This is a genomic window from Thioalkalivibrio sp. AKL6 (assembly GCF_000376905.1).
GTDB lineage: Bacteria > Pseudomonadota > Gammaproteobacteria > Ectothiorhodospirales > Ectothiorhodospiraceae > Thioalkalivibrio > Thioalkalivibrio versutus.
This window is the reverse complement of the sequence record NZ_AQXS01000008.1, coordinates 108032-132907: the sequence shown is the minus strand read 5'-3', so window position 1 is coordinate 132907 and position 24876 is coordinate 108032. Positions and strand designations below refer to the sequence as shown.

The window sequence follows — 24876 nt, the reverse complement described above, 5'->3', positions numbered from 1 at the left end:
GTGCTCAGAATTCGTCCATGTTCCAGTTGCCGATTTCGCCCTCGATGCCCTCGCCACCGCGGCGTCCGTTGGCGCCATAGCTGAAGACGTCAAAGTCGCCATGTCGCCCGGGGTTCAGGTACTGGTATGGGTTGCCCCAGGGGTCGCTCGGCAGGCGGTCCATGTAGCCGCCCTGGCGGTACTGGGGGGCTTCCGGCCCGCTGCGCGGGCGTTCCACCAGGGCATCCAGTCCCTGGTCGGTGGTGGGATATCGGGCAGTATCCAGACGGTAGAGATTCAGAGCAGTTTCAATGGTGCGGATATCCTGCTTGACCTTGGTGATCCGGGCGTCGTCCGGGCGATCCATCACGCGAGGGACCACGATGGCCGCAAGGATGCCGAGGATGACCACCACCACCATGATCTCGATCAGGGTGAAACCTCGGGCACCGCGGAATCCGGTACGCGCAAGGCAGGCAGAGCGGGGTTCTTGCATGTTCAATTCACCAGCTGGTTGAGTTCGAAGATCGGGAGCAGGATGGCGAGGACGATGACCAGGACGATGCCGCCCATGGTCAGGATCAGCAAGGGTTCGAACAGGCCCATGCTGATACTGATGCGGGATTCGACCTCCTGCTCCTGGGTCTCGGCGGCCCGTTCCAGCATCTCGGTGAGCCGCCCGCTGGACTCGCCGCTACGGATCAAGTGTACGGTGATCGGCGGGAAGTATCCCGTCTCTTCCAGGGCCTGACCGATGCTGCGGCCCTCGCGGATTCGCAGCGAGGCATCCTCCACCGCGGCGCGCATGGGGCGGCTGTCGATGACCTCGGCGCCGGTTCGCAGCGCATCCAGGAGTGACACCCCGCTGGCGGACAGGATGCTGAGGGTGCGTGCAAACCGGGCCGTGTTGAGCCCCCGGACCAAGCGCCCCACGAGCGGGAGGCGCAATACCAGCCGGTCGAAGCGCATGCGCGGCCCGGGTTTGCGCAGCCAGTGGGCCAGCAATGCCACGAGCACGCCCAGGGCGATCAGTGCGTACAGGCCATAGGTTCGCAACAGATCACTGGTGCTGATCAGCATGCGGGTCAGTGTGGGCAGCTGCTGGTCCAGGCCCTCGAAGACCTGGACCACTTCGGGTACGACATAGACAACCAGGCCCACGGTCACGCCAAGGGCCACCAGGGTCAGGATGACCGGATAGATCAGGGCGAGCATGACCTTTTGCCGCAACGCGTGGCGATTCTCGAGGTATTCGGCCAGACGCTCCAGTACCAGGTGCAAGTGCCCCGAGGCCTCGCCGGCCGAGACGGTGCTGCGGTAGATCTCGGGAAACGCGCGCGGAAATGCGCCCAGCGCCTGGGCCAGCGAATGCCCCTCCATGACCCGGGTGCGCACGGCACTGAGGATGTTGCGTACCTTCTGCTTTTCGGACTGGCGTGCGACGGTCGCCAGCCATTCCTCCACCGGCAGGCCGGCGCGCGCAAGCGTGGCCATCTGGCGTGTCGCAAGCGCGAGGTCGAGGGCGCCGATGCCGCCGGCCCCGCCGCGTCCCGAGTGGGTCCGGGTACCCCGCGTGGCGGCCGAGGATTCGCCGATTTCGAGCAGATCCAGTGGGGTCAGGCCTTCGCTGCGCAACTGGGACCGGACGCTGCGGGCGGTATCCCCCTCGGTCACGCCCTTGTGCGTTCGGCCGGCTGCGTCCAGCGCCTGGTATTCGAAGGCGGGCATGGCCCTAGCCCGCCTCGGTGACGCGCAGCATTTCCTCGAGGCTGGTCGTGCCGTCGAGAACCCGCCGGCAGGCATCGGCGCGGAGGCTCACGCTGTTCTCGCGCGCGGCCTGGACCATGGCCTGTTCACTCGCATTGTCATGAATGAGTGTGCGCAGGCGTTCGTTCACTTCCACCAGCTCATAGATGCCGGTCCGGCCGCGATAGCCGAGTTCGTTGCAGCTCGGGCAGCCGTGCGCACGGTAGAGCGTGGGAGGTTCCGTGGAGGCTACGCCCAGCAGTTCGCATTCCCGTGGCGATGCCGGGTGCGGTTCGCGGCAGTCCTTGCAAAGGACCCGTACCAGCCGCTGGGCGAGAATCCCGTTCAGGGTCGAGGAGAGCAGGAACGGTTCCACGCCCATGTCGCGCAGGCGCGTGATGGCCCCGATCGCGGAGTTGGTATGCAGGGTCGAAAAGACCAGGTGACCGGTCAGGCTCGCCTGCACCGCGATCTGGACGGTATCGACATCGCGGATCTCGCCGACCATCACGACATCCGGGTCCTGGCGCAGGATGGCTCGCAGGCCGCGGGCGAAGGTCATGTCGATACGGCTGTTGATCTGGGTCTGTCCGATCCCGTCGAGGTAGTACTCGATCGGGTCCTCGACGGTCAGGATATTGCGGCTGCGGTCATTGAGCCGGGTCAGCGCCGCGTACAGCGTGGTCGTCTTGCCCGACCCGGTCGGGCCGGTGACCAGCACGATCCCGTGCGGCCGCGTGACAATCCGTTCGAGGGTGTCACGGGTATCCGGATCCATGCCCAGGTGGGTAAGGTCAAGGCGACCGGCCTGCTTGTCCAGCAGTCGCATCACCACGCGTTCTCCGTGGCCCGAGGGCAGGGTGGAGACGCGCACGTCCACCGCGCGACCGGCGACCCTGAGGGAGATGCGTCCGTCCTGCGGCAGACGCTTCTCCGCGATGTCCAGCCGTGCCATCACCTTGATGCGCGAGACGATAAGCGATGCAAGCCCCGCGGGCGGGGTCAGAATTTCGCGCAGGACGCCATCCACGCGCAGCCGGACGGCCAGGCGGCTCTCGAAGGGCTCGATGTGGATGTCCGACGCGTTTTCCCGTACCGCCTCCGTCAGCAGCGCATTAATGAGCCGGATAATCGGGGCATCGTCTTCGGCCTCCAGGAGATCCTGCGGCTCGGCGAGGGATTCCGCCACGCTCGACAGGTCGAGGTTGCCATCCAGCTCCTCCATCGATTGCATGGCCCGCGAGCTGGAGGATTCGTAGCGCTCGCGCAGCCGCTGCTCGAAGGTCTTGTCGTCGACGGTTTGCAGGTTCAGCGGCTCGGGGCTGCGTCGGCGCAGTTCCAGGAGCCCCTGCGGATCGGCGTCGTGGCGCAGGAAGATCTGGCGCTTGCCCGCGACCAGATCGCCGGGCACGGCGCCGACCCGGCGCGCGAAGGTGTAGCTCACGGCGAACGTACCGGTCACCGGCGTCCCGGGCGCGTTCGGGGCGTCCGGCACGAGTTCCCGGGTCGCCCCCGCGCTCATGGCCGGGGTACCCTCGGCCATTCAGTCGCGATGGCCATGGACATCTTCGAAGCTGGGCGGGAGCTGGGTCAGGCGCTCCCATTCCGGCAGGACCGGGCTTCTGCGCTGCTGGGTGCGCGCCTGCTCGCGCAGTTGCTCGCCGCGGATAAAGCTGTACTTCTCGCTGGTCAGCTCGGCGCCACGGGCGCTGTCCCGGACGATGCGCGGGTGCAGGAACACCATCAGGTTTCGTTTCTCGGTCTGGTTGCGGTCCGCCCGGAAGAGTCGCCCAAGCCCGGGGATGCTGCCCAGCCCGGGGACGCGCGCCTCGCTGTCCGTTTGCTGTTCTTCAATCAGCCCGCCGAGCACCAGCATGTCGCCGTCATCGATCAGGACGTGGGTCTTCAGTGTCCGGGTATTGGTAATGAGATCGGCCGCGCCGGAAGTACCCGGCGCCAACTGCGAGACCTCCTGTTCGATCTCCAGGCGCACGGCATTGCCCTGGTTGATCTGAGGCCGCACACGAAGCTTCACCCCGACATCCTCGCGACGAATCGTGTCGAAGGCCTGGCCCGAATCCTCGATCGAGCGTCCGACGATGAACGGCACGTTCTGGCCGACCACGATCTCGGCTTCCTCGTTGTCCAGTGTCAGAAGGCTGGGGGTGGACAGGATGTTGCTGGAGGTGTCGCGTTGCAGCATGTTGACTAGGGCCGCGATCCGCGTGCTTCCGGTCGACCCCACGCCCCCGGCGGTCAGGCCGTCCCCGATATCCGGGGGGGAGGACACGCTCCCGTCAAGGAACCCCTCCACGCCCGCGGCGAGTTCGAGGATCCCGCGTGACCCGGGGCCGGAAAAGTTGAGGACCCCGGCACCGCTGTTTCCGATGGCGCCCCACTGCACGCCGAGGTCCTGCACGCGATCCGACGAGACCTCCGCGATGACGGCTTCGACCAGGACTTGCGCCCGGCGGATATCGAGCTGCTCCACGATGATGTCGAAGTCGCGGATGAAGTCGGAGGGGCCGTAGGTCACCACGGCGTTTGTGGACTCGTGTGCCTCGATGTGGATCCTGTTTCCGCCCTGTTCGTCGGGGCCGATATCCGGGCTCTTTTCGGCGATGTTGCGCAGCAGTTCGGCAACCTCCTCGGCCCGCGCATACTTCAGGTAGTGCACGCGTGCGTTCCCTTCTTCCATCTCGCGGTCAAGCTGGGCAATGAGCCCGCGCAGGCGCAGGCGAGACTCCTCGCGCCCGGAGAGGATGATGGCGTTGCTGCGACGATCCGCGAGGACCTGGGGTGTGGCGAGCTCTCCCGTGCCCTCCCGGGCCAGAACCTGCAGCTGCTCGGCGAGTTCCCCGGCGCGGGCGTGCCGGAGTTCAATGACCTCGAAATCGTCAGCGAATGGCAGGTCCATGCGTTCGACGAGGGCACGGATGCGATGCACGTTGCTGCGCGTATCCGAAATCAGCAGCGTGTTGGGCTCGGTGGCCGCCGCAAGATGCCCCCCTTGCGGGATCAGCGGGCGAAGGACCGGAACGAGCTGGGCGGCGGCGACATGCCGCAATGCGATCACGTGGGTGACAATGCTCCCGCCCCGTACGTCGGCGTCCGGTTCTGCCTCGATATCGAGGATTGTGGGCGTATCCTGCTTGGCCTGCGCGTCGGGCACGATGCGGGTGGACGATTCGCCCGGAATGGCTGCGAATCCGTGGATCTTGAGGATGTCGTGGAACAGATCCATCAGTTCGTCCCGAGGCACGGGGCGGCTGGAAACGACCGTGATGTTGCCGCGCACCCGTGGGTCCACGATGAAATTGGTCCCGGTTTCCTCGGACACAAGATCGATCAGGTTGCTGATGTTGGTGTCGCGAAGATTAAGCGTCAGCTCGTCCGCTGCGACGGACCCCGTTGCGCAGATCAGGGACAGTGCAAGGGCGCCAAGGCGGAGTCGAAGGCTCATTCGGTTAACTCGATGGTCAGCGGCAGGGTCTGCCCGTCACGTTCTATGGTGATGTTCACCCGGTCGGTGTTGCCGAGTCCAGCGAGGATCTGTTCGGGGTCTTCGATGTCGCGGACCTGCTGCCCCTGGATCGATGTGATGATGTCGCCTTCCTGAAGACCGGCGCGTTCGAATTCGCGCTGGTTGCGCGTCGGGGTGACCCGAATGCCCAGCAGCGCGCCATCCCGCATTACGGGCTGGGCACGCAGCGAATTCATGGCGCGCTGCGGGTCCTCGAGCCAGCGGGATCGGCTGATGTTGGCCGTGATCGGCGCTGGGGAACCGGTGGTTTGTGGCGAGCGCTGATCGGTATCGGAGCGGCCGCCATCGACTCGCAGTTCGTCGCCCCGCGGGAGCCGCAGTGTCTCCAGTCGGCCTTCGCGCTCCAGGATGACCCGGTCCGCGTGTACCTGATGCAGTGTCGCCAGCTGGTTCCCGATGGTGTCGCCCACGTGGTAGAGCTCGACATTGGCCCGCCCTGCGGAAATGATCGCGCTACCGTTGCCCTGTCCGGTCGCCAGGACCCCGAGGAGCTCAAGACTCAGGCGGGTCTCCGGCGCGTTCTCGATGGCCTGTTGGCCCGCTTGCCGGGGGCTGCCGAAGGGAGTGAATTCGGCGCTTCGGGAAAACCCGGACCGAGTAGGGGCATCGGCTCCAGGAGACGGGGCGGGGCGACTGGCGGTTGCCCGTTCCGCGTGGACCGTGGTGCCCGACGGGTAGGTGTACCCCGGAACGGCGATCGACCAGACGAGACCCGCGATCAGCCATGCCGTGACCGCCAGCAGCCCGGCACTGAGGATCCAGAGCGGGAGTAAGGGCACAAGTCGGGGCGAAGGTGGCATCGTCAACGGCGTTCGCGGTTTATTCGGTTGGCTGGCCCCGGCGGTTCTCGCTAGGTCGAGTCGGATCGCGTCTTGAAATAGGGCCTGGGGGAACACGATTTAATGTACCCGTTCGCGTGGATGCCCCTGATTCCCCGATCCTGCATTGTTCAGCATGCCGCTTTCGCCAAGTGGGGTCGAGTCCCGGCCCATGCGGCTTCCGGTTTTCCGGAGACGCCTCGCGCCCGTGCGCGGAGGCGAACGCCCCGGAGGCGCGAAGGTGTCGTGTCTTGCGGCTCCCAAGTCGATTTCTCCTGGTGAAGTCCACGTTTGGATGCCGGCCGCTGCCGGGGCTGCCATCGGATTCGGGAACAGGGGCTGCGCCCGGTCTGGAAGCGGGCGTTCGTCGTGACGACCATGGGATGAGGCCGCGCCGGCCGGTGGATGGAGCCACCTGGACCGGCGGCTCCATCCATCGTGTCCGAACGCGGCCTGGTTGACGGACATCACCGCCGATATCGTCGGCTTCCGCAACGAGCGCCGTCCCCGCACCGAAAATGGCTTTCGGGCGAATGCCGGAATTACGGTCCCGAACAAGCCTGGATGGTCTTGGTCCCTGTCGCGTCCTTGACACCCTCGTACGCTACGGTGACCTCAAGTGAGGTTCCTTCTTTATCTGAGAGGTCGTCGAACTCGATCACATATTGATACTCAAAGAGTAGCAGGGCCACTTGCAGAAAGGCCTGTTGGAGGTTGGCGTCACTTGCTGGCTGGTAGAACAAGCCGCCCGTGCCGTCCGCGAGCCTTTGTAGTTCATCTTTCTGAGCTTCCTGAAGGAATTCGCCGAACCCGATGGTGAAAACAGGGATATCCGCTCCTACCGCCTCACCGATAGTGTCGTGCAGCGCGGCCTCCGTGTCCTCAACAACAGTATCTTCGCCGTCGGTCAAAGCGATGACGGCCTTCCTGTCGTTGTTGCTGCCGGGATTATCGAACCGTGCGATGGCTTCCTCGGTTGCGCCGTAGAACGCGGTGTCTCTGCCGAGGTCGGGCGGATTGTTGATCGCGGCCTTCAGTATGTCCTTGTCGGATTTGAAATACTCGGTCATGGGCTTGACATCGTCGGCGTACTTGATGATGTCCGCCTCATCGTTGTCCTGCATCGCGTCTACCAGCGATGTCGCGCCCGCCTCCATGTTGTCTACAGCGTCGGGGAAGTCGGTGATACTGCCGCTATAGTCCATCGTGATGCTGAGAGAGAGGTCGGTGTAGTTTCGGCTGATCGGTTGCACGCCATAACTACCGGGGGCGAACCCTGCAAGAGTGAAATCGCCAGCGACCAAGTTCGGAATGGGGAAGTCGGCCTGGTCGGTGACGGACACAAATGCCTTGGGGGGAAAGGCGCACGCGTTGACCTGGTTGACGTTGACGTGGATCGACTTGATTGGTTCGTAAGTGCCCCTCAGAACGCCCCCGAACGTGGGGGTGTTGGGGTCATCGCTTTGCGCAACCAACAGGGCATTGAACTCGCCGAGACGCACAGGCTTGAATTCAGCCACAACGGTACAGCTGCCGCCGGCCGGGAGGTCAAACGGGGGCGCTCCGCAGGGGGCGTTGCCACCCGACTCGTCCAGCTCAAACTGGTTTGGGTGATCCCCAAACAGACTCATGCTCGAGATGTTGTGGGTTGTTGTTCCCTCGTTGCGGATGATGAACTGCCGAGGGAGCACGTGATCCTCGTTGCCTTCCGTAATAATCCCGAAATCGAAACTCTTCGGCACCACCGTGATCCCGGAAGCCGTGTTGCCACCGCCGCCATCACCGCCGCCCCCGCCACCGCAGCCACTCAGGCCAAGGGACGCTGCCAGCAGGGCTGGTACCAGGAGTCGGGACTTTCCATATTCAAGCGTCATGGCTTTGTTTCTCCATCGATGGGCGGGGTGACCGGATCGGTGCCCTGCAAGGGTTGCGGGTGCCGGGAACGGTCAGGCGGCGCGTCGGGTTGTCCGCCGGGAACCTGATTACGGAGAAAATCTAGTGGAAGAACGAGAACTGGGTCCGTGCGGTGCCGAACATAGGCGACCCGGCCGCGCCAGAACCCCTGTCGTCCGGAGGGCTCCCTTCTGCCTAAGAATAATGATGAATGAACGCCGAGGAAGGCACGCCGTTACCCCCTCGTTATCGCGCCGGGGTCCCGTGAAGCGGGGTGCTACCCCGATTAAGCGGATATTTGCCCGGTATACTGCTTCGGCAAGCACTTGCCTGTGTGCCACCACGGCGGCCCGAATGGACGACCCCTGCGCGTGAATCTGCCTCTCCCGCGGCCCGAGTGGCCATCCCCCACCGAGATCGTTCCGGCCTGCCTGCCGAGGCCGTCTGATGTTGCATTCCCCGGAACCCGCGAGCCGGATGACTGGCTAGATGCCCTAGCGAGCGATCAGTTGTTCGTCTGGCCTGATTTCCTGCCCGCGTCGACGGTCGACGCCCTGCGCGACGAGGTGTATGCGCTGCGGGATGCGGCGCGGCTGGAGCAGGCGCGGATCGGGCGTGCGGGGGAGCGCCATCGCGACCGGTCTACACGTGGCGACTGGATTCACTGGCTGGATGGTTCGAGCCCCGCCCGGCAGGCGTTCATGGCGCGCCTGGACGAGATCCGGCTGCAGGTGAGGCGGTCGCTGATCCCGGGCCTGTTCGAGACGGAATCGCACTTCGCCCTGTATCCGCCCGGGCACCCACTACGCCTGGGACGTGGGCGCCTTCCAGGCCGGTAACTGCCGCCGCCTGTCGCTGATGTCCTACCTGAACCGCCACTGACGCGAACGCGACGGTGGGCAGTTCGCGATCTACGAGCGCGAAGGGTGCGAGATCCGCCGCATCCGGCCGCGGGCGGGGACGCTGGTGCTGTTCCTCATGCCGTGTTGTCCACTCGCCGCTGGCGCGCCAGCATCGCCTCCTGGATGCGCATCCGCGACCTGCCGAACCCGCTCGCCAGCCTCGACCGCTTCTGATGGATGCCGGCCGCGCTGCCTTGCAGCGTCCGCCGCCGGCGCCCATGATCGGAGAACGGGCTTCCTGAAGCCCCGGATCGAACGCGGAGCGGCGGGCCATCATGGGCGACAGCTGGCAATCGCATGACAACGCGCTACCCCCTCGGGACACGTCGCTCGACGTGCCGTTGCAGCCCTCGTCCTATGCGATCTGGGCCGAGCGCTATCAGCTTCGCGATGCGCAGGGCGAGCCCGTGGACAGTTCGGTGGAGTCGATGTTCGACCGTGTGGCGCGGGCGCTCGCTGCGGTCGAGGTGCCGGGCAAGCGCGCGCAGGTCGAGCGGGACTTCCGCTGGGCGCTGGACAATGGCGCCATCCCGGCCGGGCGCATCCTGGCCAATGCCGCGGCCGAGGCGTACAAGCCGCACACCACGCTGATCAACTGCACCGTCTCGCGGACGATCCGCGATTCCCTGCAGGCCATCCTCGATGCCAATACCGCTGCCGGCCTGACGCTGAAGGCCGGGGCCGGCATCGGCTATGACTTCAGCACGCTGCGCCCGAAAGGTGCGCTGGTCGCGGGCGCCGGGGCCCCGACCAACGGTCCGGTCGCGTTCATGCAGATCTTCGACCAGACCTGCCGGACCATCGGCGCGGCTGGCGGGCGCCGCGGGGCGCAGATGGCGACGCTGGATGTCGGCCACCCCGACATCCAGCGCTTCATCCTCGCCAAGCGCCGCAAGGGGCGGCTGACCCAGTTCAATCTCTCGGTGCTGGTGCGCGACGCCTTCCTGGAGGCGGTGGAGCGCGACGCGGAGTGGGCGCTGGCCTTCCCGCTGTTGCCTGTAGAGCGGGACCAGGTGGCCGCATCCGACATCGTCTACCGCGACTGGCCGGTGATCGAGGACGACTACCGCGTCGATGAACAGGGCCGCGTCGCCTGCCGCATCTACCGCCGCGTCCGTGCCCGCGAGCTGTGGGAGGCCCTGATGCGCAGCACCTATGACGTCGGGGAACCCGGCGTTATCCTGATCGATCAGGTCAATCGCCAGAACAACGCCTGGTTCGACGAGGTGATCCGAACGACCAACCCCTGCGGCGAAGAGCCGCTGCCGCCGGACGGGGCCTGCCTGCTGGGGTCGGTGAACCTGACGGGCTTCGTCTCCGATCCGTTCACCGAAGACGCGACATTCGACTGGGCCCGTTTCGAGCGCGTGGTGCGCGTATTCACGCGCATGCTGGACAACGTCGCGGATATCTCGGGGCTGCCGCTGCCGGAGCAGCGCGCCGAGATGCTGCGCAAGCGCCGCCACGGCATGGGTATCCTCGGGCTCGGTTCGGCGCTGGCGATGCTGGGGGAGGTCTACGGATCCGAGTCGGCCGCAGCCTTCACCGGGGAGGTTTGTCGACGTCTCGCGCTGGAGAGCTGGCGGGTCGGGCTGGATCTCGCGCGGGAGAAGGGCCCGGCGCCGATCATGGACGAGGACTTCACGCTGACCGCGGACATGCTGCGTCGTCAGCCGGCGCTGGCCGAGGCCGGCTATCGGGTCGGCAACGTGCTGAAGGGGCGCGAGCTGCACGCGCGCTTCAGCGCCTACATGCAGCGCATCGCCGGGGAGGACCCGGCCCTGGTCGCGGCGCTGGCGGAGGAGGGCGCGCGCTTTACCCACGCCACCTCCATCGCGCCCACCGGCACCATCAGCTTCTCGGTCGCCAACAACGCCAGCAACGGCATCGAGCCGACCTTTCTCCACCACACCACGCGCAACATCCGCCAGCCCGGGCGGCGTACCCGCGAGGCGGTGGACTGCTATTCCTTCGAACTGCTGGCCTACCGCGCTCTGGTCGATGCCGAGGCGGGGCCGGGGGATCTGCCCGCCAACGCGATCACCGCGGACCAGGTCAGCGTGGACGCCCACATCCGCATGCAGGCCGCCGCCCAGCCGTGGGTGGACTCGGCCATCTCCAAGACGCTCAATGTCCCGAGCGAGTTCCCGTTCGAAGACTTTCAGCAGGTCTACCTGCAGGCCTGGCGCGCGGGGCTCAAGGGTTGCACCACCTACCGGCCGAACCCGCAGGCGCAGATGGGCGTGCTGATGGACCCGGAGCGCCTGCGCAGCACCTGGTACACCTTTACCCTGGCGGATGGCCAGGAGGTGACCCTGCGCGGCGACGAAGATGTGGAGTACGAGGGCCAGGTGCACACCGCCGCCAATCTCTTCGCGGCGCTGGACGAGGGCTACTACGACGATGTCTGACGTCATCGGGGAGGACACGATGCACCGGATCGACCAGCCCATCATCGCCGTTCGCCGCTCGGATGTTGCGGCAGGAGAGAGTCCACCGCCGGGCGACGATAACCCGCTGGGCAAGCGTATCCCGTCGCGCCCCGAGGGCGAGCTTGAGTCGGTCACCGAAAAGGTCCGCTACTGGACCCAGGAGGGGCCGCAGACGGTCTACCTCGTGGTCAGCTTCGTGGCCGTTTCCGGCACGGTGGGCGGCGAGCGTGTGACCATCGAGCGCCCGATCGAATTCTTCCTGCCCACCGGGCAGCACTCCGAGTCCTACCAGTGGATCTCCGCCACCATGCGCAGCCTGTCGCTGGCGGCCCGCGGGGGCTACGCCACCCACGCCCTGCGCGACCTGCGCAAGGTCACCTGGGATCGCGGCCCGGTCCGCTGCGGCACCAACGAATACGGCAAGCCCCTCTACCATCCCTCCGAGGTCGCGGCCATTGCCCACGCCCTGCAACAAATCCTCCAGCGCCGCGGCTTCCTCGATCCGGACGGCCAGCCGCGCCCGCTGCGCGAGCTTGCTGCCACCTTTCGCGACCAGGACCTAACCCCTGATTCCGCCGCAGCCGTGACCCTGGAGGCACCGGCTCAAACAACCATCGGCGCAGCCCCCTGCCCCCAGTGCGGCGGCCACCTCGAGATCATCGACGGCTGCCCCACCTGCCGCGACTGCGGCTATTCCAAGTGCTAGTTCCTTCGGCGACAGGAAAGGGCGCGCAGCCTCCCCGTGGTCCGCCCGAACAAACCGAGGCCACCGGCCCCTGACTCGTCGGTGCCGGTGGCCCTCATCGCGTATCCACCAGCATGGATAACCCCTCGGCCGACAGGGCCGCCGTGGAAATCTCAAAGGGGGTCTCGTAGTCTCCCCGGCTCGTCCATTCCGCTCTGGAGACATCGTGGCCAACATCCTGAACCCGTACGCCGACGAGCAGCCCGAGTCGAAGCACATCGTGCTACGTGCCCGCAGTGGCCAGGCGGTCTCCGCCAATTTCACCCTGCAGGATCGGCGCGGGCGCGAAAGCGCGGCGGAATACCTGTTTCATCTCTATTCCACCATCAAGCAGAAGCTGGGCGAACCGGTCCTGGATACTGCTGCACCATCGCCGGACGACCAGACCGCCATGCAGCGACTGATCCTGTACTCGGCCGGCGCCCACGACACCATGTTCGGCACCTTTAATGCCTCCAGTGCCTCCTCGGAGATGCCGGAGGAGGAGCGAAACGAGTTCGTGGAGATCTTCCTGCTGGCCAGCGCCACGGTCATCGAGGGACAGCGGATCACCGTCGACCTCCAGCGCGGCCTCATCACCGCCGAGGCGCCCTGAGCGCAAGGTCCCGCGCGGGGCCGCTGCCGCAGGGGGCGTATTGCCCGTGCAGATGGGTATGGCTGCATGCCGGCTCGTTACAGGGACGGGCTTGTGCCGTAAATCTCGGATGGGAGTCGTGGGCCCGGTTGGGTGGAGGCCGGCTGCGTAGCGGCGCGAAGCCTGGCTTCGCGAGGCCGGAACGGCGTGCGCCGGGATAGTCCGACCCGCCCAGCGCGAGCGCAAGCGAATGGTGGGCCCGGTCGGACTCGAACCGACGACCAAGGGATTATGAGTCCCCTGCTCTAACCAACTGAGCTACAGGCCCGTATTCGGGGGGCGTACAAACGACTGCGGCGCCATTCTACCCGCAAGGGGAAGATGGCGCCGCATCGCTAGGTCGGGTTCCGGCCGCCGGGCCGGGACGCCGGTTACTCGGCGTCGGTGTAGGTGCGCAGCAGTTCGGCGCGGGTCGGGTGGCGCAGCTTGCGCAGGGCCTTGGCCTCGATCTGGCGGATGCGCTCGCGGGTGACGTCGAACTGCTTGCCGACCTCCTCGAGGGTGTGGTCGGTGTTCATGTCGATACCGAAGCGCATGCGCAGGACCTTGGCCTCGCGCGGGGTCAGCGTGGACAGGATCTCGCGGGTGGCCTCGGTGAGGCTCTCCTGTGCGGCGGAGTCGGACGGCGAGGCGACCTTCTCGTCCTCGATGAAGTCGCCCAGATGCGAGTCTTCGTCGTCGCCGATCGGGGTCTCCATGGAGATCGGCTCCTTGGAAATCTTCAGCACCTTGCGGATCTTGTCCTCGGGCATCTCCATGCGCTCGGCCAGCTCTTCCGGGGTGGCCTCGCGGCCCATCTCCTGCAGCATCTGGCGGGAGACGCGGTTGAGCTTGTTGATCGTCTCGATCATATGCACCGGGATGCGAATGGTGCGCGCCTGGTCCGCGATGGAGCGGGTGATCGCCTGGCGAATCCACCAGGTGGCGTAGGTCGAGAACTTGTAGCCGCGGCGGTATTCGAACTTGTCCACGGCCTTCATCAGGCCGATGTTGCCTTCCTGGATGAGGTCGAGGAACTGCAGGCCGCGGTTGGTGTACTTCTTGGCGATGGAGATCACCAGGCGCAGGTTGGCCTCGACCATCTCTTTCTTCGCGCGGCGGGCCTTGGCCTCGCCGATGGACATGCGGCGGTTGATCTCCTTGATCTCGGCGATGTTCAGGCTGGCCTCGCGCTCGATCTCGGCCAGCTTCTTCTGCAGGCGCACGATCTCTTCTTCGTGCTGGGCCAGGGCGTTGGTGTACTTGCCCTTGGCCTTGCAGGCTTCCTTGATCCAGTCGAGATTGGTCTCGTTCTTGGGGAAGCTGTCGATGAAGGCCTTGCGCGGCATCTGGGCCTGCTCGACGGCCAGCGCCATGATGCGGCGCTCGTGGCGGCGGACGTGGTCGATGCTGCCATGCAGCTGGGTGGTCAGCTGGTCGACCATGCGCGGGATCAGCTTGAACTCCATGAAGTACTTGGCGGTGGCCTCGCGTGCTACAGCGTAGGCCTCGCGGTTGCCCTTCTCGAAGGCCTTGTGCGCCTTGGCGTGCAGCTTGCGCAGCTTTTCGAAGCGCTCGCGCGCCTCTTCCGGATCCGGGCCGGTGTCCACCGGCTCGGCGGCTTCTTCGTCTTCTTCGGCGTCTTCCACCTCGTCGACGATGGCATCCAGTTCGGCGCTGGCCTGCTGCTCGGCGGCGGCCGCCGCAGCCGCCTTCTGCTCGTCCTGGGCCTTCTGGGCCTGCTCCGGTGTCACCAGGCCACGGGCCACGGCCTCACCGTTGGCGTGATCATTCGGGTCGATGAAGGAAACCACCAGGTCGGTCAGGCGGCCATTGTTCTCGACGATCCGGTCGTATTCGCGGATCAGCCGTTCGATCGCGCCCGGATGGTGGGCGAGCGCGAACAGGACCTGCATCAGGCCCTCTTCGATGCGCTTGGCGATGCGGATCTCGCCTTCGCGGGTCAACAGCTCGACCGTGCCCATCTCGCGCATGTACATGCGCACGGGGTCGGTGGTGCGGCCGAAGTCGCTGTCGGCGGAGGCGAGCGCCGCCACGGCGTCCTCGGCGTCGTCGTCGGCAGAGACCGAACCGTCGGACAGCAGAAGGCTGTCGGCGTCCGGGGCCTGCTCATGCACCGCGATGCCCATGTCGTTGATCATCGCAATGATGTCCTCGACCTGGTCGGAGTCGATGATCGAGTCGGGCAGGTGGTCGTTTACCTCGGTATACGTGAGGTATCCCTGCTCCTTGCCCTTGGCAATCAGTTCCTTGAGCTGGGATTGCTGCTCTTCACGATTCATTGCGGTCGTACTCCGAGGTGCTTGTTTGAGCCGTGGCAAGACGGCTCAAGGAAAGTGGGACGCAGAAAAATCAATCCTACATTGTAGCAGAAGATTCTTATATTGCCGGTGGCCTGATGGATTCTCGGGTCAAGGCTGGGTCGCGACCCGGCTCTGGGGCGACCTCCTTGACCGCTATGTTGAGGGCGAATCCGGGCGCTTCAAGCCCCGGCGCGCTATTTGGGCAGGTCGAACCGCTGCAACTGCTGGGTAAGACGGGCGAGCTCGGCGCGTTGTTCCGTTCCGAGTTCGGAACCGGGGCGAGTCAGTTCACGAATTCGCAATCGATAGTGCTGACGCAGGAGCTGGCGGGCGCAGTCCAGCGCCGTCTGGCGGGTGACTGCTGGCTCGCCGTCGTTGAGCTCCTGGTGGGCCAGGGCCATGAGTCGCTGAAAGTGGCGCTGGTCGCGAAAGCGCTCCAGCAGGCCGGCCGTGTGGCGTCCAGGGCTCTCGTCCAGGGCCGCGAGGACATTACGCAGGGTCTCGGCGGCCGCTCCGGGCAGCTCGACGACCTGGCGGAACTCGGGCTGTGACCAGTCCAGTTCCGGGTGTTGCAGGACGCGGGCGAGCAGGGCACCCCACAAGGCCGGGGCGCTCTCGCCGCGCGCGGGCGCACGGCCGCCGGGGGTGGCGGGGAGCTCGTGACCCGGGCCCGGTTCAGGGTTGCGGGCAGGCTGGGGTGGCTGTTCCGACAGGACCTGTTCCAGTCGCTCCTGGCTGAGCCCCGTCTCCTGTCCGATGCGTTCGACCAGCTGGTCACGAAACAGCGGATCGCGGGCGGTGGCGACCAGCTTCATCGCCGCGTGGGCGAAGCGGGTGCGGCCTTCGGCGGTGTCGGTGGGGTGCTCCTCGCGCTGCAGGCGCATCAGGGTCTCGGACAAGGGCAGGGCGCCGGCGAGGCGCTCCTCCCAGCCGGCCAGGCCGTCGCGCAGGACCAGGCTGTCCGGGTCGTCGCCCTCCGGCAGGAACAGCACGCGCACCTCGCGCAGGCCCTGGATCGCGGGCAGCGCCTCGCCCAGCGAGCGCCAGGCGGCGCGGCGGCCGGCGGCATCGCCATCGAAGCACAGGGTGATGCGCGAGACCTGACGGAACAGGCTGTCCAGGTGGGCACGGGTGAGCGCGGTACCCATGCAGGCCACTGCGCGGTGGAACCCGGCGCGGGCCAGGCCGACCACGTCCATGTAGCCCTCGACCACCACGATGTCGTCCAGCCGGGTGCCGGCCTTGCGCGCCTCGAACAGGCCATAGATCACCTGGCCCTTGTGGAAAACCTCGCTCTCCGGACTGTTCAGGTATTTCGGTTCGCCGTCCTCGATCAGGCGCCCGCCGAAGCCGGTGATGCGCCCGCGCCGGTCGCGGATCGGGAACATGATGCGCGCGCGGAAGCGCTCGCGGATGCCGCCGTCGTCGCGGCGCGCGGCCAGGCCGGCATCGACCAGTTGCTGCGGAGTGAAACGTGGCTTGAGCGCCTCGATCAGCCCCGCGGGCGGGGCCCAGCCGATCTGGTAGTTGCGTGCGGTGGCGCCGTCGATGCCACGGTTTTTCAGGTACTCGACTGCCCTAGGGGTCTGGCGCAGTTGCTGTACGTACCATTCGGCGGCCGCGTCCAGCGCGTCATACAGCGGGGCATGGGCCTCGCGGCGGTCGTCATCCCCGGCCTCGCGCGGAACCTCGAGCCCGGCCTGTTCGGCCAGCTGCTCGATCGCCTCGGGAAAGCTAAGGTTCTCGTACTCCATCAGGAAGCTGATGGCCGTGCCATGCGCCCCGCAGCCGAAGCAGTGATAGAACTGCTTTTGCGGGGAGACGTAGAACGACGGCGTCTTCTCGCCGTGGAACGGGCAGCAGGCCGCGAACTCGCGCCCGGCCTTCTTCAGGCTGACGCGGCGCTGAATGATCTCGACGATGTCACTGCGTTCTAGCAGATCGTCGATGAACGCCTGGGGGATGAGGCCTGCCATGGGGTCGCTGCGTGTTCCTCGGAGTCGTGCCGGTGGTTGGGTTCGCATGATAGCCCGGAGGGCCCGGTGGTCGTCAGGGCATCGATCCGTTCACGTCAGTGCGAGCCCCCTCATCCCGCCTTTGCGATCGCCCAAACAAAACGGGCCCCGTGAGGGGCCCGAATCGTAGTGCTGCCGGATGGCGGGTCAGGCGGCCTGGCGCAGGTTGGCCAGCAGGCCCCGGAGTTCCGAGGCCTTGGGCTTCACCAGCCAGAACGAGCCCTGGTAGTCGTCGAAGCGCTCCAGGATTTCGCGGCCCCAGGCGCTGTCGGTCTCGTGCACGAATTCCGTGACGAGTTCCTCCAGGTAGTTCCGGTGCGCCTCCATCTCCTCGGTGTCGAGGCGGTGCAGGTCGATCAGCTCGTTGTTGATGCGGTCCGGGAAGTCGTTCTCCCGGTCCAGCACGAACGCGAAGCCGCCGGTCATGCCCGCGCCGAAGTTGATGCCGGTATTGCCCAGTACCACCATCACGCCGCCGGTCATGTACTCGCAGCCGTGGTCGCCGATGCCTTCCACCACGGCGATCGCGCCGGAGTTGCGCACGCCGAAGCGCTCACCACACTGGCCGGCCGCGAACAGCTTGCCGCCGGTCGCCCCATACAGGCAGGTGTTGCCCATGATGGTGGTGTCCTGGCTGGCGAAGCTGGAGCCCTCCGGCGGCCGGATCACCAGCTTGCCGCCGGTCATGCCCTTGCCGACGTAGTCATTGGCATCGCCTTCCAGGTACAGGTGCAGACCGCCGGCATTCCACACGCCGAAGCTCTGCCCGGCCGTGCCCTTCATGCGCACGGTGATCGCGGCGTCCGCCATGCCCTGATTGCCGTGACGCTTGGCAATCTCTCCGGACAGCCGCGCGCCGATCGAGCGATCGGTGTTGGCCACGTCGAAGTGGTATTCGCCACCGGCCTTGCTCTCGATGGCCTCGAGCATCTCCGCGACCATCTTCTCGGCGAGCTCACCCTTGTCGAACGGTTCGTTCTTCGGCGCCTTGCAGAAACGCGGCTTGTCGGCCAGGTCGCCGCTGGCCAGCAGGCCGTTCAGGTCCAGGTGCTGCTGCTTGGGCGTCTCGCCCGGCAGGATCTCCAGCAGGTCGGTGCGGCCGATCAGGTCGGTCAGGCTGCGCACACCCAGCTTCGCCATCCATTCGCGGGTCTCGCGGGCGACGAACTGGAAGTAGTGCATGACCATCTCGGGCAGCCCGATGAAGTGGTTCATGCGCAGCACCTTGTCCTGCGTGGCCACACCCGTTGCGCAGTTGTTCAGATGGCAGATGCGCAGGTACTTGCAGCCCAGCGCCACCATCGGTCCGGTGCCGAAGCCGAAACTCTCGGCGCCCAGGATCGCGGCCTTGATTACGTCCAGGCCGGTCTTCAGCCCGCCGTCGGTCTGCAGGCGCACCTTGTCGCGCAGGTCGTTGCCGCGCAGGGTCGCGTGGGTCTCGGACAGGCCCAGCTCCCACGGGGTGCCGGCGTACTTCACCGAGGTCAGCGGGCTGGCGCCAGTGCCGCCGTCGTAACCGGAGATGGTGATCAAGTCGGCGTAGGCCTTGGCCACGCCGGCGGCGATGGTACCGACCCCGGCCTCGGAGACCAGCTTCACCGAGACCAGCGCATCCGGGTTGACCTGCTTGAGGTCGAAGATCAGCTGCGCCAGGTCCTCGATGGAGTAGATGTCGTGGTGCGGCGGCGGCGAGATCAGGGCCACGCCGGCATTCGAGAAGCGCAGCTCCGCGATCATCTTGTTGACCTTGTGCCCCGGCAGCTGGCCACCCTCGCCGGGCTTGGCGCCCTGGGCGACCTTGATCTGCAGGACTTCGGCGTTGACCAGATAGTGCGGGGTCACGCCGAAGCGGCCGGAGGCCACCTGCTTGATCTTGGACATGCGCTCGGTACCGTAGCGGGAGACGGCCTCGCCGCCCTCGCCGGAGTTGGAGCGTCCACCGAGGCGGTTCATCGCGGTGGCCAGGGCCTCGTGGGCCTCGGGCGACAGCGCGCCCAGGCTCATGCCGGCGGAGTCGAAGCGCGGCAGGATGTCGGCCTCGGGCTCGACCGCGTCAAGCTCGATCGGCTCGATGTCGTCGCGCACCTTGAGCAGGTCGCGCAGCACGGTCACCGGGCGTTCGTTCACCAGGTCCGCGTATTCCTTGTAGATCCCGTAGTCGCCGGATTGCACCGCGCGGTGCAGGGTCTGGATCACGTCCGGGTTGTAGGCGTGGTACTCGCCGCCGTGGACGTATTTCAGCAGACCGCCCTGGCCAGCGCTCTTGCGCGGGTTCCAGGCACGCTTCGACAGCGTCTCCAGATCCGCCTGAATGTCGGCGAAGCGGGTGCCCTGGATGCGGCTGGTGGTGCCCTTGAAGCAGGTCTCCACGATTTCGTCGGACAGGCCGACGATCTCGAACAGCTGCGCGCCGCGGTAGCTGGCAATGGTGGAGATGCCCATCTTGGACAGGATCTTGAACAGGCCCTTGTTGATGCCGCGGCGGTAGTTCTGCGCCAGGGTCAGCGGGTCCGCGTTCGGGATCTCGCCGGACTGGCACATGCCGTGCAGCGCCGAGTAGGCCAGGTACGGATAGATCGCGGTGGCGCCATAGCCCAGCAGCACCGCGAAGTGGTGCGGGTCGCGCACGGTGGCGGTTTCGGCGACGATGTTCGCGTCGGTGCGCAGCTTGGCGCTGATCAGGGCATGGTGAACCGCGCCCACGGCCAGCGCGGCCGGGATCGGGCGGCGTTCGGGGTCGATGCCGCGATCCGACAGGACCAGCACCACGGCACCGTCGCGCACGGCCTCGACCGCGTGCTCGGTCAGGGCCTTCACGGCGTCCTCCAGCGAGCCGGAATGGACGTCGTAGTTGAGGTCCATGCGCTCGACGCGGAAGGCGTCCTCGGTCTGGTTGCACAGCTCGCGGAACTTGGCCTCGGACAGCACCGGGGAGTCGGACACCAGGCGGTGGGCGTGGTCCGGGGTCTCCTCGAACAGGTTCTGTTCGCGGCCGAAGCAGGTCTCCAGCGACATCACGATGCTTTCGCGCAGCGGGTCGATCGCCGGGTTGGTCACCTGGGCGAACTGCTGGCGGAAGTAGTCGAACAGCGAACGGGTGTGGCTGGAGAGCACTGCGAACGGGGTGTCGTCGCCCATGGAGCCCACGGCCTCCTGCCCGGCCTCGGCCAGCACGCGCAGGATCTGGTCGCGTTCCTCGAAGGTCACGTCGAACAGCTTCTCGTAGGTCTCCAGGCGCTCGGGCGGCATCGGCTCGCCGGAGAACAGCTGGTTGTCGTCCAGCTGGCTCTTCAGGTGCTTCACGTGCGCGCGCAGCCACTGGCGGTAGGGCTGGCGGGTGCGGTTGATGCGGTCGACGTCCTCGGGCTGCAGCAGCTCGCCGGACTCGGTGTCCACGGCGAGCATCTGGCCGGGCTTCAGGCGCCCCTTGGCGACTACGTCCTCGGGGGCGTAGTCATACACGCCGATCTCCGAGGCCAGGGTGATGTGGCGATCCTTGGTGATCACGTAGCGCGCCGGGCGCAGGCCGTTGCGGTCCAGGGTGCAGGCGGCGTAGCGGCCGTCGGTCAGCACGATGCCGGCCGGGCCGTCCCAGGGTTCCATGTGCATGGAGTTGTATTCGTAGAACGCGCGCAGGTCGGAGTCCATGTGCGCGACGTTCTGCCACGCCGGCGGGACCAGCAGGCGCATTGCGCGGAACAGATCCATACCGCCGGCCAGCAGGACCTCCAGCATGTTGTCCAGGCTCTGCGAGTCGGAGCCCGCCAGGTTGACCAGCGGTTCCAGCTCGGTCAGCTCCGGCAGCTTCTCGGTGGCGAACTTGTGTTGGCGCGCGACCGCCCAGTTGCGGTTGCCCTGCACGGTGTTGATCTCGCCGTTGTGGGCGAGGAAGCGGAACGGCTGCGCCAGGCCCCACTGCGGGAAGGTGTTGGTGGAGAAGCGCTGGTGGAACACGCAGATTGCCGTCTCCAGTTCCGGGCGCTTCAGGTCCGGGTAGAACACCGGCAGGTTGGCCGGCATCACCAGACCCTTGTAGGAGAGTACGTGTGCCGACAGGCTGGGCACGTAGAACACCGGGTCGTCGCCCATCGCGATCTCGGCGCGGCGGCGCACCACGAACAGCGCGCGCTCGAAGTCGGCCGCGTCCATCTCCGCCGGGGCATTGATGAACACCTGCAGGATGTGCGGCTGGCTCTTCATCGCCTCGGCGCCGCAGGCCTCTTCCGGATTGACCGGCACCTCGCGCCAGCCGGCAAGCCGGAGCGGGCCGCGCTCGATGGCGCTCTCCACGGCGGCGCGGGTTTCGGCGATCTTTGCCGGGTTGATGAACACGATGCCGGCGGCGAAGCGCTCGGCCAGTTCAATCTTCGACTCGGAGGCGAGGGTGCGCAGGAAGGCCTCGGGGGTCTTCATCAGGAGCCCGCAGCCGTCGCCGGTCTTGCCGTCGGCGGCGATCGCGCCGCGGTGGGTCATGCGTTCCAGGGCCTTGATCGCGGTGTCGACCACCCAGTGGCTGGCTACGCCGTCCATGTGCGCAATGAGGCCGAAGCCGCAGTTGTCGCGCTCGAATTCGGGGCGGTAGAGGGTGCCGTTCAGTTGGTTCTGTCGCATTGGTCAACTCCGGTCGCAGCGCGCGGGGCCATACGCGGGCGCGGTACGTTGGTCAGGGCCGTCCCTGGAAAAAGAACACGGAAAAAGGCGCAGGAATATAGCCGAACCGTCATTCTCCCGGCAAACCGGGGCCGGTCAAGAAGACACGACATCGACGCAGGTTAAGTCGTGGTGACCACGCAGCGCGGGGGATCAGTCGCGCACGGCGTTCTGGACCGAGCCGATGGAGCGGATCCAGGGTTCGTCGCGGCGCACGGCGGCGGGCAGGTCCTCCGCGGCGCGCTGGGCGGCGGCCCGGTCGGGGAAGACCCCGGCCAGGATGACCACGAATTCGCGGTTGTTGACGCGCGTTGGGATATAGCGGATCCCGCCCAGGTCGTGCTGATCGGCATAGGCCCGTGCGGCCCCCATGTTTGGCGCGGCCAGCAGCTGGATGGTCGTGGCGCCACCGTCCTGGTCGTTCAGCCAGGCGCGGTCGTTGCGCAGGCGCTCGGCGTCGGCATCCTCTGCGGCCGGCTCTTCGGTGGCGGGTTCCGGCTCGGGCGTGGGCTCGGGCGTGGGTTCGGGTGCGGGTTCAGGCTCCGGCTCCGGCGTGGTTTCTGGCTCGGCCTGCGGTTCGGATGCGGGCGCCGTCTCCGCGGGTTCCGCCGCCGTCTCGGGTTCGGGCTCGTCCGCGGCCGGGTCCTGGGGGGCGGTCTCCCGCTCGGTCGGTTCGGCTTCGGCCGGAGGGGGCAGGTCCAGGGGGTCGGCCACGGCGACCTCGTCGTCGGTGGTGGCTTTCGGCTCCTCGGGTGCGGGTGCGGGCGTGGGTTCTGGCTCGGCCTCGGTGATGCGCGGCGCGGGCAGGGGCAGTTCGATGATCTCGCTATCGGTCGGCGCGGATTCCGTCTCCAGCAGTTGCCAGGCGACCGGGGCGGCGATGCCCAGGGCCACGGTGATGGCTACCGCCGGGACGAACCAGCGCTGGTTCCAGAAGGCGACGTTCTCCGCCGCCGGCGGCTCCGGGATGCGGTGATCGGCGTCGATGCCGCCCGGCTCGCCCGGCGGCACCTCGGGGGCTGTCGCGCGGGGCGGGTCGGGTCGCGGAGTGGACGCGGCAAGAGCCTCGGCCGCCGGGGTGAAGCGGTCGTCTTCCGGGTCGCGGCTGGCGTGGATGGCCGTCTCCGGAGGCGTTTCGCTCGCCGGCTCGCCCTCGCGGGTGGAGGGGGTGACCGCGGGCTCCCCGTCTTGCGGTTCGATGTCGGTGTCTGTCTCGGCCGCCTCGCCCGCGGCCACCCCCGGGGCAGTGCTGCCGGCGGCTGCGGCACCGGTCCGGCGCTCGCTGCGGCACTGGCGCTCGAGGAAACTGTTGGCTTCGCGGTTGAGGTTGCCGGGCAGGCCCTGACTGGTGGTCTGCAGGTGATGGATGGCGTCTGCATCCAGCAGGCGATCGGGGTCGGCCAGGCCGGCGGCCTGCAGGCGGTGGCGCAGGTAGGCCGCGGTCTGCTCCAGGTTGAACGCGCGCAGGCTGACGCGAGTGACCTGGTCCTCGTCGGAGGGGTCGGGCAGGTAAAGGCGGCGGCGCAGTAGTCCGCTGGAGCCGACCAGGATGATGCGCGGGGCGCGGCCCTGCCTGGCAAGGATCTCGCTGCGCATGCGCATCAGGTTGTTGACGATGTCGGTGCCGACCAGGTGCGCGTCATCCATCGCGATAACCGGGTCGACGCCTTCGGCGACGCGGTCGCCAAGGAGTTCGGTCAGTGGGCGATCGGGGTCGTCCGCGTTCTGCGAGCGCAGGTAATTGCGGATGGTGTTGTCCACCGACTCGAACTGGGTGTTGATGCGCGCACGGAAGGCGATCAGCTCGAACGGGTCGGGCAGCATCGCCAGCAGCCGCATCAGCTGGAGGCTGCGGCCGGAACCGTTCTCGCCGGTCATCAGCACGACTGCGCCGGGGCCGTTCAGGGCAGCCCGCGCGGACTCGAGCAGGCCATCCAGCAGCGGGTCGCTGTAGATGAAGGTCTCGTCGGGCGCGTCGTCAAACGGCGGCGCGTGCAGGCCGAGGTGTTCCAGGCATTGTTCGGAAAGCGCCATCGAATTCCTTTTCAGGTCAGCGTGCCCAGGTCGAACAGGCGGTGGTGTTCACGGATGGCGTGGCGATCGGTCATGCCGGCGATGTAGTCGGCGATGGCGCGTTGCGGCCCGTGCGCGTCGTGGGTGGCCATCTCGTCGGCATGCCGCTGGTAGTGCTCGGGCATCAGGCGTGGCTCCGACTCGAACGCGGCAAACAGATCGTGGATCAGCTGGCGGGCCTTGTGCATTACCCCGTGGACCTGGTGGTGATGGTAGAGGTTCTCGCGCAGGAAGCCCTTGAGCTCGCGCGCCTGTTCCGCCATCTGCGGGCTGAAGCGGATCAGTGCCTCGCCGGCGCGGCGCACGTCGTCGGGGGTTTGCGGGCGCTGGTGGTCGATCGCGGCCTGGCTGGTCTCGATCAGGTCGCCGACCAGGGCGTCGATCATGCGCCGGACGGTCTCGTGCTGGATGCGACGCGGGTCCAGGTTTGGATACCGGGCCTGGACCGTCTCGCGGCAGTCGCGGAACAGGGTGACCTCGGCGAGGCGGTCCATGGTGAGCAGCCCGGAGCGCAGGCCGTCATCGACGTCGTGATTGTTGTAGGCGATTTCGTCGGCGACGTTCGCGAGCTGGGCCTCGAGGCTCGGCTGTTCCTTCTGCAGGAAGCGCACCCCGATCTCGCCCAGCTGGCGCGCCTTCTCGGGTGCGCAGTGCTTGAGGATGCCCTCGCGGGTCTCGTAGGTCAGGTTGAGGCCGTCGAAGTCGGCGTAGTGGCGCTCCAGCAGGTCGACGATGCGCAGCGACTGCAGATTGTGCTCGAAGCCGCCGTGCTCGCGCATGCAGGCATTCAGTGCGTGCTGCCCGGCATGCCCGAAGGGGGTGTGGCCGAGATCGTGCGCCAGCGCGACGGCCTCGGTCAGGTCCTCGTTCAGTTGCAGGGCGCGCGCGATGGAGCGCCCGATCTGCGCGACCTCCAGCGAGTGGGTCAGGCGGTTGCGGAACAGATCGCCCTCGTGGCTGATGAAGACCTGGGTCTTGTACTCCAGCCGGCGAAAGGCGCTGGAATGCACGATGCGGTCGCGGTCGCGCTGGAAATCGCTGCGGTGACGCGGCGCGGCCTCGGCCTGGGCGCGGCCGCGCGAACGTGCGGGGTCGCAGGCGTAGGGCGCCAGGCCCGGTGTGGCGGCGCTGGGGGTGGCCAT

At 67.0% G+C, this 24876-nt stretch carries 14 protein-coding genes, 1 tRNA gene and 1 pseudogene; 4 read left to right on the top strand and 12 right to left on the bottom strand.

The genetic code is table 11. The features are described from left to right. Positions 1–4: 4 nt before the first annotated feature. The 6 genes from gspG to D575_RS0103670 all read right to left on the bottom strand — a co-directional run bounded on the left by gspG (position 5) and on the right by D575_RS0103670 (position 7961). The gene (gene gspG, locus D575_RS0103695; RefSeq protein WP_018144565.1) at positions 5–475 is read right to left on the bottom strand and encodes a type II secretion system major pseudopilin GspG; all 471 of its coding nucleotides are present in this window, start codon (positions 473–475) and stop codon (positions 5–7) included. A gap of 2 nt (positions 476–477) precedes the next feature. Further along, entirely contained in the window at positions 478–1707 is a 1230-nt protein-coding gene (gene gspF / locus D575_RS0103690) for a type II secretion system inner membrane protein GspF (RefSeq protein ID WP_018144564.1), read from the bottom strand. Positions 1708–1711: 4 nt separating this feature from the next. Then, positions 1712–3268 carry a type II secretion system ATPase GspE gene (gspE, locus tag D575_RS0103685; RefSeq protein WP_018144563.1) on the bottom strand — a complete coding sequence of 519 codons (1557 nt, stop codon included), beginning with the start codon at positions 3266–3268 and terminating at the stop codon, positions 1712–1714. Further along, positions 3269–5188, bottom strand: a complete 1920-nt coding sequence (gene gspD, locus D575_RS0103680) for a type II secretion system secretin GspD (protein ID WP_018144562.1) — start codon at positions 5186–5188, stop codon at positions 3269–3271. Further along, positions 5185–6048: a type II secretion system protein GspC gene (gene gspC / locus D575_RS0103675; RefSeq protein ID WP_018144561.1), complete on the bottom strand. Its 864-nt coding sequence runs from the start codon at positions 6046–6048 to the stop codon at positions 5185–5187. Before gspC ends, gspD begins: the two co-directional genes overlap by 4 nt. A 581-nt stretch (positions 6049–6629) precedes the next feature. After that, positions 6630–7961: a choice-of-anchor D domain-containing protein gene (locus D575_RS0103670; protein WP_018144560.1), complete on the bottom strand. Its 1332-nt coding sequence runs from the start codon at positions 7959–7961 to the stop codon at positions 6630–6632. Positions 7962–8351: 390 nt separating this feature from the next. Here D575_RS0103670 and D575_RS13860 point away from each other — a divergent pair. The 4 genes and pseudogenes from D575_RS13860 (at position 8352) to D575_RS0103650 (ending at position 12654) form a co-directional block, all read left to right on the top strand. Further along, positions 8352–9056: pseudogene (locus tag D575_RS13860) on the top strand (2OG-Fe(II) oxygenase). A gap of 101 nt (positions 9057–9157) precedes the next feature. Further along, positions 9158–11293, top strand: coding sequence for an adenosylcobalamin-dependent ribonucleoside-diphosphate reductase (locus D575_RS0103660; RefSeq protein ID WP_018144558.1), 2136 nt, complete (start codon positions 9158–9160; stop codon positions 11291–11293). Positions 11294–11312: 19 nt separating this feature from the next. After that, positions 11313–12020, top strand: coding sequence for a hypothetical protein (locus D575_RS0103655; protein WP_026182036.1), 708 nt, complete (start codon positions 11313–11315; stop codon positions 12018–12020). Between the two features lie 205 nt (positions 12021–12225). Continuing rightward, complete coding sequence (locus D575_RS0103650; RefSeq protein ID WP_018144556.1) at positions 12226–12654, top strand: hypothetical protein; 429 nt, start codon at positions 12226–12228, stop codon at positions 12652–12654. 230 nt (positions 12655–12884) lie between these two features. Here the strand turns inward: D575_RS0103650 and D575_RS0103645 are convergent. The 6 genes from D575_RS0103645 to D575_RS0103620 form a co-directional block, all read right to left on the bottom strand. Continuing rightward, positions 12885–12961: transfer RNA gene (locus tag D575_RS0103645), tRNA-Ile, on the bottom strand. Positions 12962–13064: 103 nt separating this feature from the next. After that, on the bottom strand, positions 13065–15014 hold the full coding sequence (rpoD, locus tag D575_RS0103640; protein ID WP_255346797.1) for an RNA polymerase sigma factor RpoD: 1950 nt from the start codon (positions 15012–15014) through the stop codon (positions 13065–13067). A 176-nt stretch (positions 15015–15190) separates the two neighbouring features. Beyond that, a complete protein-coding gene (dnaG, locus tag D575_RS0103635) occupies positions 15191–16972 on the bottom strand; it encodes a DNA primase (RefSeq protein ID WP_018144554.1) in 1782 nt (593 codons plus the stop codon). Positions 16973–17158: 186 nt separating this feature from the next. Continuing rightward, positions 17159–21622 carry a glutamate synthase large subunit gene (gltB, locus tag D575_RS0103630; protein ID WP_018144553.1) on the bottom strand — a complete coding sequence of 1488 codons (4464 nt, stop codon included), beginning with the start codon at positions 21620–21622 and terminating at the stop codon, positions 17159–17161. A gap of 192 nt (positions 21623–21814) precedes the next feature. Further along, positions 21815–23695, bottom strand: coding sequence for an SPOR domain-containing protein (locus D575_RS0103625; protein ID WP_026182035.1), 1881 nt, complete (start codon positions 23693–23695; stop codon positions 21815–21817). Between the two features lie 11 nt (positions 23696–23706). Next, the gene (locus tag D575_RS0103620; RefSeq protein WP_018144552.1) at positions 23707–24876 is read right to left on the bottom strand and encodes a deoxyguanosinetriphosphate triphosphohydrolase; all 1170 of its coding nucleotides are present in this window, start codon (positions 24874–24876) and stop codon (positions 23707–23709) included.

Bases quoted from the DNA above. Each gene is read 5' to 3' on its own strand.
- gspG (WP_018144565.1), bottom strand. From the start codon at position 475: ATGCAAGAACCCCGCTCTGCCTGCCTTGCGCGTACCGGATTCCGCGGT.
- gspF (WP_018144564.1), bottom strand. From the start codon at position 1,707: ATGCCCGCCTTCGAATACCAGGCGCTGGACGCAGCCGGCCGAACGCAC.
- gspE (WP_018144563.1), bottom strand. From the start codon at position 3,268: ATGGCCGAGGGTACCCCGGCCATGAGCGCGGGGGCGACCCGGGAACTC.
- gspD (WP_018144562.1), bottom strand. From the start codon at position 5,188: ATGAGCCTTCGACTCCGCCTTGGCGCCCTTGCACTGTCCCTGATCTGC.
- D575_RS0103670 (WP_018144560.1), bottom strand. From the start codon at position 7,961: ATGACGCTTGAATATGGAAAGTCCCGACTCCTGGTACCAGCCCTGCTG.
- D575_RS0103660 (WP_018144558.1), top strand. From the start codon at position 9,158: ATGGGCGACAGCTGGCAATCGCATGACAACGCGCTACCCCCTCGGGAC.
- D575_RS0103655 (WP_026182036.1), top strand. From the start codon at position 11,313: ATGCACCGGATCGACCAGCCCATCATCGCCGTTCGCCGCTCGGATGTT.
- dnaG (WP_018144554.1), bottom strand. From the start codon at position 16,972: ATGGCAGGCCTCATCCCCCAGGCGTTCATCGACGATCTGCTAGAACGC.
- gltB (WP_018144553.1), bottom strand. From the start codon at position 21,622: ATGCGACAGAACCAACTGAACGGCACCCTCTACCGCCCCGAATTCGAG.
- D575_RS0103625 (WP_026182035.1), bottom strand. From the start codon at position 23,695: ATGGCGCTTTCCGAACAATGCCTGGAACACCTCGGCCTGCACGCGCCG.
- D575_RS0103620 (WP_018144552.1), bottom strand. From the start codon at position 24,876: ATGGCCACCCCCAGCGCCGCCACACCGGGCCTGGCGCCCTACGCCTGC.